Origin of the sequence: Candidatus Arthromitus sp. SFB-rat-Yit, assembly GCF_000283555.1 — a bacterium.
Lineage (GTDB): Bacteria > Bacillota > Clostridia > Clostridiales > Clostridiaceae > Dwaynesavagella.
Window position 1 is genome coordinate 1347146 of record NC_016012.1, and the last position, 15927, is coordinate 1363072.

At 25.5% G+C, this 15927-nt stretch carries 6 protein-coding genes; 2 read left to right on the forward strand and 4 right to left on the reverse strand.

Annotated elements, in window-relative coordinates; genetic code table 11:
- Nucleotides 1-89: 89 nt before the first annotated feature.
- Entirely contained in the window at nt 90-8339 is an 8250-nt protein-coding gene (locus RATSFB_RS06235) for a glucoamylase family protein (RefSeq protein ID WP_014095191.1), read from the reverse strand.
- A gap of 301 nt (nt 8340-8640) precedes the next feature.
- Between RATSFB_RS06235 and adhE the strand changes: the two genes are divergently transcribed.
- Complete coding sequence (gene adhE, locus RATSFB_RS06240; RefSeq protein WP_014095192.1) at nt 8641-11247, forward strand: bifunctional acetaldehyde-CoA/alcohol dehydrogenase; 2607 nt, start codon at nt 8641-8643, stop codon at nt 11245-11247.
- Nucleotides 11248-11267: 20 nt separating this feature from the next.
- Here adhE and RATSFB_RS06245 read toward each other — a convergent pair whose 3' ends face one another.
- Together RATSFB_RS06245 and RATSFB_RS06250 are read right to left on the reverse strand one after the other, a co-directional pair.
- Nucleotides 11268-11909: a 16S rRNA (adenine(1408)-N(1))-methyltransferase NpmA gene (locus tag RATSFB_RS06245; protein WP_014095193.1), complete on the reverse strand. Its 642-nt coding sequence runs from the start codon at nt 11907-11909 to the stop codon at nt 11268-11270.
- A gap of 62 nt (nt 11910-11971) precedes the next feature.
- Entirely contained in the window at nt 11972-13570 is a 1599-nt protein-coding gene (locus RATSFB_RS06250; RefSeq protein ID WP_014095194.1) for an AbgT family transporter, read from the reverse strand.
- 160 nt (nt 13571-13730) lie between these two features.
- Between RATSFB_RS06250 and RATSFB_RS06255 the strand changes: the two genes are divergently transcribed.
- Nucleotides 13731-14555 (forward strand): Cof-type HAD-IIB family hydrolase, encoded by an 825-nt coding sequence (locus RATSFB_RS06255; RefSeq protein ID WP_014095195.1) that lies wholly within the window; start codon nt 13731-13733, stop codon nt 14553-14555.
- Between the two features lie 10 nt (nt 14556-14565).
- On the opposite strand, the gene glmM is transcribed toward RATSFB_RS06255, so the two are convergent.
- On the reverse strand, nt 14566-15921 hold the full coding sequence (glmM, locus tag RATSFB_RS06260; protein WP_014095196.1) for a phosphoglucosamine mutase: 1356 nt from the start codon (nt 15919-15921) through the stop codon (nt 14566-14568).
- Nucleotides 15922-15927: the final 6 nt, after the last annotated feature.

Sequence of the window (15927 nt, forward strand, 5' to 3'; positions counted from 1 at the left end):
ATTATATTGATTATATCATAGTTTATATAAATAAAAAAGACTTTTACACATCTATAAATATAAATGTACAAAAGTCTTTATAAAATATGTTATATTGTTAAATCTATTGTTTTCATATTTTTAATTATTATAAAATCATCTTCATAATTTTCTCCATCTATTTTCAAACATTTGTTATGACCTTTTTTCACAATAATTTCAAAATTTTCATTAAATAAATTACATTCTACCCTATAATCATCCCAAGAAGAAGGAATATGAGGTTTTATATAAAATCCATTCTCCCTTAAATTTATACCCAAGATATCTTCAATAACTACTCTATAAAATATCGAAGAAATATAGTTAAAATCCTCATTAATTACCTTAAATAAATTATTACCCCTAAATAATAATTTATATGGAATAAAATATGGTTCAGATTTATATGAATTCACATCATTTCTACTTATTGTTCTTAATATAGGATTTAAAAAACTCATATACTTATACGCCCTATCATTCAAGTTAAGCTTAAATAATTCTCTTATAAATAACAATAATGTTTTATTATTTTGAATGCTATCGAACTCTCTTACAATATTTGTTGTTTTATCAAAATACTCTCTTATAAATCCTAACTCATCATTAACTAAATATTTTTCAATTGAACCTATTACCTTATTAACAGTTTCATGAACAATTCCTAAAGACAATACCTGAGGCAACAAATGTATATCATTACATATTTTTTTATTTTCATTAACATTTAATTTGTTTATATAAAACTCTCCATTAAAACATTTGTTGCTAAGGAATTCTAATAAATCTTCTTTGCTTCTAATAATTACACTCTTAACATTTTCATCATGCATACACATAGCAACATCAAAAAAAGCATCTAACGTTTTATAAAGCATAAATAATACACTAGTTTCAGTAATATCTTTTCCTATTAAAGTCCTAAATTCAGTATACCTATTTATAACTTTCAAACATTTATCATATATGGTTGAAGATTTAATTTCTAAATTTTTATTTTCAATACTATTTACAAATTTTATATCCATCTTCAATAATTCAATATCTCTAGTTACTTTTATGTAATCACTAACTAAATAAACCAAACTTAATAAATCATATGGATTTGAATTTATTTCATACTCTTTACTTAAATAACTCCATTTATCCCTAAATCTACCATCTTCATACATATTTGAAAAAACCTTAATTATATTCTTTTTACTTTTTTGGGGATCTAAATAATTATAAATTAAACATTTTTCCATCAAATCAACACATGAATTTAATTCCCCTTTATTTGAACTATTTAATAAAAACTTTTCATTATCATTTTGATGTAGAACCCATCCATTAATAAGAATATCTATAAATGCATCTTGAGTATTAATTTTAAATATTTTACATTGATTTTTAAATAATTTTTCATTTTCATCATTCATATCATCAAATAAAGTAGGATTTTTTATAAACTCATTAATCTCATAATTTATATTTTCAATATTATCATCATAACCTAAAATTGCATATACATTTTTTTCCTCATTAGCTTTTAGTTTTAAATCTCCTGAAATACATAAACATGACTCTAAAAATATTCCCGATAAATTACTCAGTTTATCTTTATACATTCCCACAGGATTAAAGTATCCTTTATTAATACCTAAAAACTCTCTTTTACTTCCAGTAAAAGATACATTATCACAACCAAATAATTTTAAATAACTCTTTATATTACTAAAATATCTAGATAAACTATTCTGACCATAAATATACTTCAAATCAAAATCTATATATGTATATAGATTTTTAGAATAATCATTATTAGAAGATAATAACAATGGTGCAAAATAACACACACTTAACGACTTATCACGTGAAGATAAATTTTTAAAATTAATTCGTATTATCTTATACTTCTTATTATCAGGTATAAAATACTTAACTTCTGTTTGTAAATCATTATATTTATTTCGTATTTTTGTATAATTGAACGAATTATAAATTATATAATCTTCACCATTACTAATAGGATTTAATGTTGGAGACCATACTACATTACCATCTTTTATGTAAATACACTCACCTTTATAATTATAATTATCCTTACCTAATTCCTCTGTAATTAAAAATTCCTTACACTCAAAAGCCCAAGTATTAACAAATCCTTTAGATGATATAATGGTAAAAATATGCTTATTACTTAAAATATTCCTATAATAATTTGGAGTTATATTTGTATCATTTAATTTAAGTATATATTCGAAATTATTTAAATCAAATCCTCCATATGAATTATAGAATTTAAGATCATTCTTAGCTATATCATACTTTATAATATTATCATAATTAGTAATCTCATCTGATATTTCAAATAAATACTTATTATACGGTATTGGTATATAACTATATGATGCGTCACTTCGATCATTATCTATTTCAATTAATCTATTGCTCTTATCTTCTTTTAAATTTTCTCGAAAATCTTTAATCTTAAATCCTATCTGATCATATACACTATCTCCACCGGGAACTATATGTAAATTAGAAATACTCTTTACGATATCACATGCATTTTTGTATAAACTCGATAAAATGATATATATGCCATTATCTACATTCATTTTATTTTTTAAATCATATCTCAATATAATCTTATCTATTTCATTGTCTATATTTTTATCATAGCTTATATAACTATTTAAAATTATCAAATTAACATCTAACCTATTTATTGAAAAATATGAAAAAGCTTTAATTAAAATTTCTAAATTATTTAAATCCTTGAATGAATTAATCTCTATAGATAAAATCGGTATATTAGGATTTACATTATGCGAAATTAAATCATTAATATTAAATCGATTATTAATAATTCTATCATCATTATTAACTCCATATATCATAGATGATGTCATATAATTAAATAAAGATAACTCTATTAATGTTATATTCAAATTAGATATCATCGATTTTAAATTATATCCATTACTCTTTAATAATCCATTTATAATACCCATGTTCTTATATTTCTCAATAGTATTATATAACTCTTCCTTACTCTCATTAATCGAATTTAAAAAATATACACTCAAATGATCATATGGCTCCAATTCTATTTTAGCTCTTAGGCTCATAATAGAATCACTACCATTTGAAATATAGTTCCCATAAGATGACCCTACATTCATAGAAATGGGATATTGAATTGTTCCATTTCTACCTATAAAACTTTCTTTTCTACCTTCAAACTCTATTCTATCTAAAATATCGCCACCCGCATATATACTATGACCCATAAATAAATTGCCTTTTTCATTACCACATATACATATATTTTTATTATTAATATAATCTATACTAGAGTTTATAATATCGCTTTCAAAATAACTGGTTATTTCTATATTTTTTCTCTGAGATGTTAAATTTTTTAATATTATTTTTCTTACTTCTATATTTTCATCCTTAGATACACTAATTTCGCTCGTAACATTTATTGATTTATTCTTACATGTGAATTTAATTTTATTAAAATCAAATTCACATATATAATCTAAATTATCATTTTTACAAGGTAAATATGTATTGCTAAACAACTCATTATTATCTAAATCTTTTATATAAATACTTCCCCATGAATTCTCATTAGTAAAGTCTTTACTTAACTTTGAAATATATTTATCTTTATACTTTAAATAACCTCCACCACTGCTACTCATGCATATAGAATAATCTCTATTTGAATAAATTTGCATATCATATAAGTTATTCTTTCTATATTTAACTACTCTTGGAATAAAATCATTTTCCAATGAATCTATACTATTTATAAAATTAAATTCTTCTTTATATTTTTTAACACATATATTTAAACTACTCTCAGTTAACAATTCTTCTACACTCTTAACATCCATAATCTCTTCAAATCTATCTTGAAATACATCATTTATTAAAATATTTGAGAGTGCCATTAAACTCATTCCTTGATGATGTGCCATATAATTTTTTACAATAGCATATCTATCACCATTTTTCATTCTCGATTTAGTGAAATCTATAGCTTCATAGAATCCATATCTACCAAGTGCTCCTAATTTACACAAATAATTTAAATTTTTACTCGATCCTATATAATCAACCATTAGACTCATTATACTCGAATATGGGCTAACAACTAAATTATCAAAATCTTTTTTAATCGATAAATCTGGAACACCAAATGCTCTATATTGATAATTCAATTCACTATCTAATTCATAAAAACATGACTCTGATATACCAAAAGGTATTTTATTTAAATTAGCATATTTAATCTGGGATAACACACATCCTCTATATGTATCAAAAAACATTGTTCCAGGATATTGCTTCATATATAGCATTGGCATTAAATATTCAAACATAGTCCCAGTCCAAGATAATAAGGTCTTAATTCCATTTTGTTCAATTCCATTCCTACCTAATTTAAACCAATGCTCAATTGGAAGATCCCCTTTAGCAATTCCTAAAAAACTTGCAATTCTAACTTCTGATGCCAATAAATCATAACAATTTTCATCTAACTTATCATTCTCACAATCATATCCTATAGATAATAAATTCTTACCTTCCTTATATAAAAATTTAAAATCCATTAAATTAATTTTATCAGACAATCTGTGTATCAGAGAATATACATTATCTATCAATTTCCTTATATTATATAATATACCTGAAATCTTTATATCTACTAATTCATTTCTAACAGAAGAATTATTATAATTTGTCTTATATTCTAGAATCCTTTTTTCCAATTCATTTAAATTAACATCTATAAATAATTGACCAAATTTATTTGCCTTAAAATTATCTATTTCATTGATATTACAAGTCAGTCCAAGAATTTCATTTAAGAAACTATTTGAGGTTTCATTTATTTTTATATGCCAATATACATCTTCACCACTTTGACTCAAATTAGTTATATTTTTATTTGATTCATTCAATATACCTTTCAAAAATTCAATATAACTAATATAATCTGTACACATAAATCCATATGATATAATCTCTTTATATAAATGATCTTTACTTGAACTACTTGATAAATAGGCAAGTTCTTCAAAAGTTTTTATTAAATCACTATGTATAATAGGTTTATTCATCATATCCTGAAGTGATTGCCTAGCTAAATAATAACTCGCAAGCAAATTACCACTATCAACTGTTGAAATATATCTATTGCAAATTGATGTGTTATTTTCTATATCATACCAATTATATAAATGACCTCTATGAGTTGGTAGCATATCTATCGAATCCAAAATATGTTTTAATTTTTCTACCATGTCAATGAATGTTATAAATCCAAAGTCCCTCCCTGATATAAAAGAAGTTAAACTCATACCTATATTAGTTGGAGATGTTTTTTTAGCTATACCAATAAAAGGATCTTCTTGATAATTGTCACAAACTAAATAATTTGTGCTATCATTAACAAAATCTTCAAAGTAAGCAAATATACTCCTTGATAATGATCTTAAAAATATATTTTGTTTAGAATCTACACGTGCCCTTACTACTCTATATTTTTGAGATAATCCATACGCTATAAATGGTGATAAAATAAACATAACCGATAATAAAATCATCTCATGTAATTTATAATAAATACTTAATGTCAAAAATAAACCCCCAAATATTAATCCTGGGAACATAGATATTAAATAATTTATCAATAAATTACTAGACTCTTTTTCAACTTCACTAAATGTTTTCCATTCTAATAAATTCTTCTTCGTAAACACAAGTCTTACAAAAACTCTAACTATAGCATCAAAAGTTATATATGCATGATACGGTATAAATGAAAACATTACAAAACTCTGTATCAATCTATCCTTTAATTCATTAATACTAAATATCAATCTATCTTTAGATACTTTATTTAAATTAATAGATGATATATTTAAAATAAATGGAAATATAATACCCAAAGCTAACACTCCGTAATATATATCCCTATATCTGACTCCTATAAATAACAATCCAATAATAAGAATTAAATAGCTTATAGGTAGTAAACTTCTTCTTAAATTATCTAATATTTTATATTTAGAAATAAAATTAATACCGCGCCCATTTATCAAATAAGGTATTAATTGTAAATCTCCCCGATTCCATCTATGTAATCTCATGAAATTTGATAATATATTTGATGGAAAACATTCTTGAAATTCAATGTCAGAGCTAAAAGAAACTCTTGAAAAACACCCTTCTATTAAATCATGACTTAATATTCTATCTTCTGGTATAACATCCCACATTATTTTATCAAATACATCTATATCTATAATTCCCTTACCAATAAATATACTCTCGGAAAAAATATCATGATATATATTAGAAATTGTTAAATTATATGACGGCGTTTCTGTATTGCCACAAAATAGCTTTGAGTAAATAGTATTTAAAGAACTTTTAAATGATATCGATACCTTAGGTTGAATTATTCCATATCCTCGTACAACTTTATTTTTATTATTTATATTTTTAACAACAGCTTTATTTAAAACATGATCTATTGCTCCAATTAATTTAAAAGCTGAATCCCTAATAATTTTAGTATCAGAATCAATTGAAATTATGTACCTTATATTCTTTAATTCTTCATAATCTAAAATATTAATTTTATAATTACTTTCCTTACCTTTAAGAAACTTTATAAATTCCATAATTTTGCCACGCTTACGTTCCCATCCCATATAAACCTTACTACTTTTATTGTAAACCTTATCCCTTATAAAAACATAAAACTTTTTAGTATTAAATTTATATTTATTATTTAAATCCTCAACTAACTTATTAACATGCTCTAAAAGTATGCTATCTTCAGATTTATCATATGAAATTGTATCAGTATAATCTAATAACAATGCAAAATATAAGTTATCATTTCTGTTACATATATACGCTAATTCTAAATTCTTTACAAGAGATTCTACCTCTTGTTGACTAATTAATAAGGATGGAATAACAATCATCGTTTTCGAACTATCAGGTATTTCTTTAGAGTAATCCATCTTAGGTACAAATTTTCTATCTGTTTTTTCTAAAAATATATAATTTATAAAATTTATCCATATATCACTTATTATCAATAAAACAAAAAAACTAAATGTAATCAATAAATATTTATTTTCAAATACATAATTCAAGCTATACAATATAAATGCTTCACTAAATATTATTAAAGATATAATACATAAAAAATAATTTATTTTAGTGCTTATATGTTTCCTTTTAATATTTTTAAATCTATATACCCCTTCATCAATTAAATAATATCCAATATGTCTTGAATAACCCGTATTTCCATTTAAACTTAGCTTTACAATATTTACCGCTTCTTCATATTCATTTAATTTATTTATTTTACAAATCCTATTTAGAGTACTTCTATAATGATTTCTACTCTCGTAATCCATATTAGGATATACTCCTGATGGATCTTTCATAAATTCGTTATGTACAGAACTAACATTCTCTAAATGAAATTTCCAATTAAAATTAAACAAATTTTTCAATGATTGTATGTACATGCTTATTTTAATTCTAATTTCTTTTAAATTATCTGAATTTTTTTCCACAAATTTATCATAAGTCAATTTTTCGTTATTCAATAAGTCACTCAAAAATTTATTTATTATATTGTTATCAATTCTATTTTCTTCAACAAGTTTTATAAAATAATCTACTGTATATAAGGAAACTTTATTTTTCAATAAATATGATAATTTATTTGATATCAAATTATATTTTTCATTTTTTATATATTTAATTATATTGTTAAATAATTTATATCCTTTATAACAGTCCTCTTCAATCTTTCTTATCTCATCTACCAAACCATATATTCTCTCTAGAAATACATAATTTAAAAAAAATGATACGCTATTCAATTCTTCTAAATCTAATCTACATTTACTCTCATACAAATTTAATTCTGAAAAAAATTTATCTTCTTCTATAATATTTTTTAAATTATTACAAAAATTATCACAAAATAAATATATCCTAGGAACATATGAATTATTTGATTTAATGCAATTAAATTTAATTTTTTTGAAGTACCCACTCTCTAATAAGTTAATACTCCAATTATTTATATATAAAAAATTATCCGTTAACCACATAGAAGCTTCACTTATATTACATCCTAAAGATTTTACAAAATCAATATATTTTACATTATTTAAAAATATCTTATTTTTCGTCTTGAACTCACTTAGTAAATTAACTTTTTTCTTATAAATACTCTCATATAAAATGTCTTTATTCGATAACAAATCATTTACCATAGTATATCTCCTTTTCTAGTTAAAGAGTATTAATTACATTGCAATTTCTTGAAATATATTCTATTATTACCAATTTTTTATTATATATTCACTTTTTAACATTAATATATGAATTAACTATTGATGTTTTTTTGATATTAATGATATAATATACTTGTTATTTAAATAACAATTTAGGTTATTTAAATAACAAGTATAATTTTTTTTTATTAAGAACAGTAATATAATTAAGTAATTATCGCTATTAATTTAGTGCTACTACGTATTACTTAATTAATTAAATTGGAGGTTATTAATATACATGAAATCAAAAAATCAAATACTAGAGAAAGAAATTTCAAATATAAATTCAGTTATTAACTCCCTACTAGATAATGCTAAAAAAGCTGAAAAGAAACTTTTAGAATTAAATCAAGAACAAATAGATAAAATTGTATCTTCTATGTGCATCGCTGGTGCAAGTAAAAATATAGAATTATCAAAATTAGCTGTTGAAGAAACTAAACGTGGAGTTTTTGAAGATAAAGTTATTAAAAACCTTTTTGCTACTGAATATATACATCATGATATTAAACATATTAAAACTGTTGGTATTATAAATGATGATCCTAACAAAGACTATTTTAATGTTGCTGAACCTGTTGGTGTTATTGCTGGAGTTACTCCTGTCACAAACCCAACATCTACTGCTATGTTTAAAGCTATAATATCAATTAAAACAAGAAATCCAATAGTGTTTGCATTCCATCCATCTGCACAAAAATGTAGCTCTGAGGCTGCCAAAATAGTTTATGATGCAGCTGTATCCGCTGGAGCTCCAGAACACTGTATTCAGTGGATAGAGGAACCATCTATTGAAGCTACTAACTTACTTATGAATCACCCTGAAATATCTCTTATTTTAGCAACGGGTGGATCTGGAATGGTTAAATCTGCATATAGCTGTGGAAAACCCGCTTTAGGGGTTGGACCTGGAAACGTTCCTGCTTACCTTGAAAAAAGCTGTAACCTTCAAAGAGCTGTATCAGATATAATAATATCTAAAACTTTTGATAATGGTATGATTTGTGCATCTGAACAAGCTGCTATAGTAGATGAGGAAATTTCAAAAGAATTTGAAAAATTGATGAAAAATTTAAATTGCCATATATGCTCTCCAGATGAAACCAAAAAAGTTGAAAAATATGCATTTCCTGAAGAAAAGAATTCTTGTGTATTAAATGCTGATATAGTTGGAAAGCCTGCTACCCAAATAGCTAAAGAAGCAGGGTTTGAGGTTCCTGAAAAAACAAAAATATTAATTACAAAAATAGAATCTATAGGAGCTAATTCACCTCTATCACGTGAAAAATTAAGTCCTATACTTTCATACATTATTGTTAAAAACTCTGATGAAGGAATAGAAAAAGCTGCTCAAATGGTAGAATTTGGAGGTCTTGGACACTCTGCAGCTGTTCATTCATCAAGTGAAGATGTTATCAGAAAATTCTCAGAAAAAGTTAAAGCTGGAAGAATAGTTGTAAATGCACCATCAACTCAAGGAGCTATAGGTGATTTATATAATTCAAATAGAGCATCTTTAACACTTGGATGTGGTTCTTACGGCAAAAACTCAATAATTTCTAACGTTACCTGTGAGAATTTAATCAATTTAAAGAGAGTCGCAAGGAGAAAAAATAATATGCAATGGTTTAAGGTACCTAAGAAAATATTCTTCGAATGGGGTTCTACTTCGTATTTAGAAAAAATGCCTGATATATCTAAAGTAATGATAATCACTGACCCTGGAATGGTTAATCTTGGATATACAAACATAGTTTTAAATCATTTGAATAACAGAATAAATAAAATAAGCGTTGAAATTTTCTCTGACGTTGAACCGGATCCATCTGTTGAAACTGTATTTAATGGTGTTAAAGCTATGAACAGATTTAAACCTGATTGTATAATTGCTTTGGGTGGAGGATCTGCAATAGATGCTGCTAAATCCATGTGGTTATTCTATGAACATCCAGAAATAGACTTCAATGATATAAAATTAAAATTTGTTGATATCAGAAAGAGAATTTACAAGTTCCCTAAACTTGGTACTAAATGTCAATTAGTAGCAATACCTACAACATCTGGAACAGGATCAGAAGTTACATCATTCTCAGTAATTAGTGATAAAGTTAAAAATATTAAATATCCTCTAGCTGATTATGAATTAACTCCTAATATAGCTATAATAGATCCTCAATTTGTTATGAGCTTACCAAAAGCTGTAACAGCAGATACTGGACTTGATGTTTTAACTCACGCAATTGAAGCATACGTTTCAATACTTGCATCAGATTATACAGATGCATTAGCTCTTAAATCTATACATTTAGTATTTGAATACTTACCAAGAGCATTCAAAAATGGAAATAATGATAAAGTTGCTCGTGAAAAAATGCACAATGCATCTTCTATGGCTGGAATGGCATTTACAAATGCATTTTTAGGAATAAATCATTCACTTGCTCACAAATTAGGAGGGGAGTTCCATATACCTCATGGTCGTGCAAACGCAATACTTTTACCTTATGTAATTAAATTTAACTCTGAAACACCAACAAAACTCCCATCATTCCCTAAATATGAAAAGTTTATTGCAGATAAGAAATATGCAGAAATTGCAAGATCTTTAGGACTTAAAGCTTCTACTACAGAAGAAGGTGTTAATAGCTTAATTGAAGCTATCAAAAAATTGATGAATGAACTTGAAATGCCAACAAGAATTTCCGAATGCAATATTGATAAAGATGAATATATGAGTAAAATAGAATTACTTGCTCTTAAAGCATTTGATGATCAATGTACTGGAGCAAATCCAAGATACCCCCTTGTTGAAGAACTACACGAAATATACAAAAGCATATACTAAAAATAAGAAAAGAGTACAGACTACTGCACTCTTTTTTTATATCCATTTATAATATAAAACTCCCTCCTATTACTCTCTCCTAAAACCTTAACCCATTTACTTTCAAAAGGAATTTCATCTTTTAACACCAAATTAATATCATGTATTTCTATATTATATTTAGAATATAGCATTTTAAAATCATCAAAATAACTCTCATTTAAATCTGGCAAATTTCTCTTCTCTATCTCCATTTTCTCAAATTTATCATTATATGAAAAACATATTTTCATTTTTCCACTATCTACAAGCAACTTAGATATGTTGTATATAATACCTAGCTCTTCTTTAAATATACCTTCAAGCAAACTACCCCACGGTAAATTTATGTAAACTTCTGAAAACATATTATATAATAAATTATCTATATTTTGAGCATTCATAATTATATAAACCAAATTCTCTAACTTATTTTTATATTGTTTAATCGCATACTTCTTCATAGAATCTCCACAAGAATCTAATCCTACATAAAATTTATTTTTATTCTCTAAAGCACTGAAATATACAAATGCTCCTTGTCCTGTTCCCAAATCAATTACCAAATCATCATATGATTTTATTTTATTTAAAAATTCCTCTCTACTTAACTCAATTTCCTTGCTACTCCTAAGTATCTTCATACCCCACCTCAATAAATAATAAGGATAATTTAATTCATATTAAATTATCCTTACATTAAAAATTATTTTAAAAATATAAATGCTTCTGGTCCTAAAGGTAATTTTAAGAACATCCACAATATCAATAATACTATCCAAGATATTAAAAAAGCTATTGAATATGGTAACATTAATGATATCAGTGTACCTATTCCACTCTTCTTATCGTATTTTTTTATAAGCATTGCAATTATTGGAAAATACGGAAGCAAAGGAGTTATTATATTAGTAGTAGAATCTCCTATCCTATATGCTATCTGAGTAAATTCCGGGCTATAACCAAGCCTCATAAATAATGGAACAAATACAGGAGCTAATATCGCCCACTTAGCAGATGCACTTCCTACAAATAGATTTATAAAACCAGTTATGAGTATAAATCCTATTATAAGAGGTATTCCTACAAACCCTATATCTTCTAAAAACTTAGCTCCATCTACTGCAATTATTGTTGCAATTTTACTTCTCTCAAATAAATTTATAAATTGTGCCGCAAAAAATGATAACACAAGATATGATCCCATAGATGACATAGATTTTGACATAGAATTAATAATATCACTATCTTTCTTAATCTTACCTGATCCAATTCCAAAAAACACACCAGGAATCAAAAATAAAAACGCAAGTATAACAACAATACCATTAATAAATGGTGATTTATTAATTATTGATCCTGTTTCTGGATTTCTGAGCATTCCACCTGGTAAAAGACCTATACCTATTATAATTAAAAGTATCAATAAAGATATTCCAGCATATATAAGACCTTTTTTCTCACTTTTTGTAAACTTAAAGGAATCTTCATTTTGAACTTCAACTTGCTCAACAAAATTATCAGGATTATTACTTTTTTCAAGTCTTGGAATTATTATATATTCAGTTATAAGTGTTCCAATTATAGTTATTAAAAATGTAGAAACTACCATAAAATAATAGTTACTAGTTGGATTTACAACATATGATGGATCTATTATATTAGCCGCAGACTGACTAAGTCCACTTAACAATGGATCAACAGTTCCTATAAGAAGGTTTGCTGAAAATCCTCCAGAAACACCCGCAAAAGCTGCTGCAATACCAGCTATAGGATTTCTACCAAAGCTCTTAAATATTATAGCACCCAGTGGTACTAAAACGACATAACCCGCATCAGAAGCTATATTAGATAAAACTCCTAAAAACACAACAACAATTGTTACTAATCTACTTGGAGTACTTAAAATAAGTTTCTTTATTAATGCATCTATTAAACCAGTTCCTTCTGCCACACCTACTCCAAGCATAGAGACTAACACAACACCCAGTGGTGCAAAGCTTGTAAAATTAGTAACCATACTTGTTAAAAAATTAGCCATAGCTTCCTTGGTAAATAAATTTGTAACTTGAACTTTAACTACCTCAGAAACTCCATCTTTTAATGTTTCGTATTCAGATACAATATTCATATTGCTTAAAATATAAGAAGCAATAACAGTTATTATACTTAATAAAACAAACAATGTTACTGGATCTGGTAATTTATTACCTACAACCTCAATAAAATTAAGACTTTTATTAAGTATCCCAACTTTCTTATTATCTCCTGAATACTTTTCTCTTCTACTTCTTTTTTGAGCCAAATTCTTTATCTTCCTTTCTTTTATAAATATTTTAAATTATAATAATAATATCTAGATATTTTTTAGTATTTGAACAATTATTATACAATATTTTTATAAATATAACAATGAAAAAAACATTTTTTTGTTAAATTAATTAATTTAAAGGAGGTTATTAAATTTGAATATTAAATTATGTGTATTCGATTTGGATGGTACACTTTTAAACTCTAATAAAGAAATTACAATCGAAACAATACAAGCTATAAATAAACTAAAAAATAAAAATATACAATATACAATAGCAACTGGAAGAATGGATACTCTTGCTAGAAAATATCAAAAACAAATAAACTCTAATTTACCTATAATATCATGTAATGGGTCCCTAATACGCGACCTATCTGGTAATACACTTTATAAAAAGTATTTAAATTTTGATACCGTCAAGACCTTAGTGGAATTCTATAACTTAAATAATCTGGACTTTATGTTATACACTGAAAATACTATATTAAGTACCCCTAATAATCCAAGATTGATATTATTAGAAAATTTGAATTCATCATCACAGCCTGAGGATAGATTTGATATCGAAATATTAAATAGAGATATAGAATACTACTCTAATCTAATATTCTTAAAATCCCTAGCTTACATAGAAAATAGAGAAAAACTATTAGATATAGAATATATAATGAGAAAAGAATTTAAAGATCTATCTATTGTATCATCTGATAAAACTTTGCTTGATATAATGCCTTCTGGTGTAAATAAAGGCACTGGACTTCAAAATCTATGTAAGATATTAAATATTAATAGAGATGAAATTGTTGTATTTGGTGATAATTTTAACGATTTAGAAATGATTAATTTCTCAAAAACTTCTGTTGTACCTTCAAATGGTGAAGAATCTATAAAAAATATAGCAACATTTGTGACAAAAAGTAATGATGATAATGGTATTGCTTTTGCAATAAATGAATTTATACTAAAAAATGTGTAGCCTTTACATGCTACACATTTTTTATTTTAGAATTTATTGCACTTTTAATATCTTCCCCAATATTTTTAATTACATTTATATCTTCACCTTCAACCATAACTCTAATTAAATTTTCAGTTCCAGATTCTCTAACCAAAATCCTACCATTACTCGAAAGTTCATTTTCATACTTATTTATCAACTCAACAATTTCTTTATTTTCCTTATATATTTTTTTATTAATCTCATCAACTTCTATATTAATTAATACTTGGGGAAATTCATTTATAACTGAACACAATTCTTTTAAACTTTTCCCTTTTTCTTTAACTATTTTACTTACTATTAATGATGTTAAAATCCCATCACCTGTTTTATTATCCAAAAGTATTATATGACCAGATTGTTCTCCACCAATTACATAATTATTTTCGTTCATATTTTGAAAAACATATTTATCTCCAACACAAACTGTAGATATAGATATATCAAATTTTTCCAAGGATTTATAAAGTCCAATATTACTCATAACTGTTACAACTACTGAATTTTTATTTAAAATTCCATTTTCTTTAAAATAAATAGCAATTAATCCCATTATAAAATCACCATTTATTATGTTACCCTCATGATCAACAGCTAAACATCTATCCGCATCACCATCATATGCAAATCCTAAATCACACTTATTTTTAACAACAAATTCACATATCTCATCCATGTAAGTAGATCCACATTTATTATTAATATTAATTCCATTAGGGGAATCATTTATAATTAATACTTCTGCTTCCGTTCCTTCAAATACCTTTCTTGCAATAGAATAAGCAGAACCATTAGCACAATCTAACGCAATTTTCAGTCCCCTTAAATTTTCTCCCCCTAAATTACTTTTTAAAAATGCGATATACTCATCGACTATATCAGGAGAAAATTCAATTTTACCAATATCTTTTGTGTTACCTATATTATCTCCATTTAATAAATTAAAATACAACTTTTCAATTTGATCCTCTAAACCGTCACTGAGTTTTACTCCATCACTATCAAAAAACTTTATCCCATTATATTCGTATGGATTATGAGATGCTGAAACCATAACACCTCCAAGCAATCCAAACTTTTGAATCAAATAACCTATAGCTGGAGTAGGAACATTCGATACCCTTATAACATCTATTCCAGTAGACGAAATACCTGCACATATACTATGCTCAATCATAGAGCTTGATATTCTTGTATCAATACCCACAATCATTTTTCTTTTATTTACACTATTTTTACATAATATCTTAGCTCCGCACCTACCGATATTATAAGCAAGTTCTCCAGTCAATTTAATATTTGCAATTCCCCTAATACCATCTGTACCAAATAACTTCCCCATAATTAA

Bases quoted from the DNA above. Each gene is read 5' to 3' on its own strand.
- RATSFB_RS06235 (WP_014095191.1), bottom strand. From the start codon at position 8,339: ATGGTAAATGATTTGTTATCGAATAAAGACATTTTATATGAGAGTATT.
- adhE (WP_014095192.1), top strand. From the start codon at position 8,641: ATGAAATCAAAAAATCAAATACTAGAGAAAGAAATTTCAAATATAAAT.
- RATSFB_RS06245 (WP_014095193.1), bottom strand. From the start codon at position 11,909: ATGAAGATACTTAGGAGTAGCAAGGAAATTGAGTTAAGTAGAGAGGAA.
- glmM (WP_014095196.1), bottom strand. From the start codon at position 15,921: ATGGGGAAGTTATTTGGTACAGATGGTATTAGGGGAATTGCAAATATT.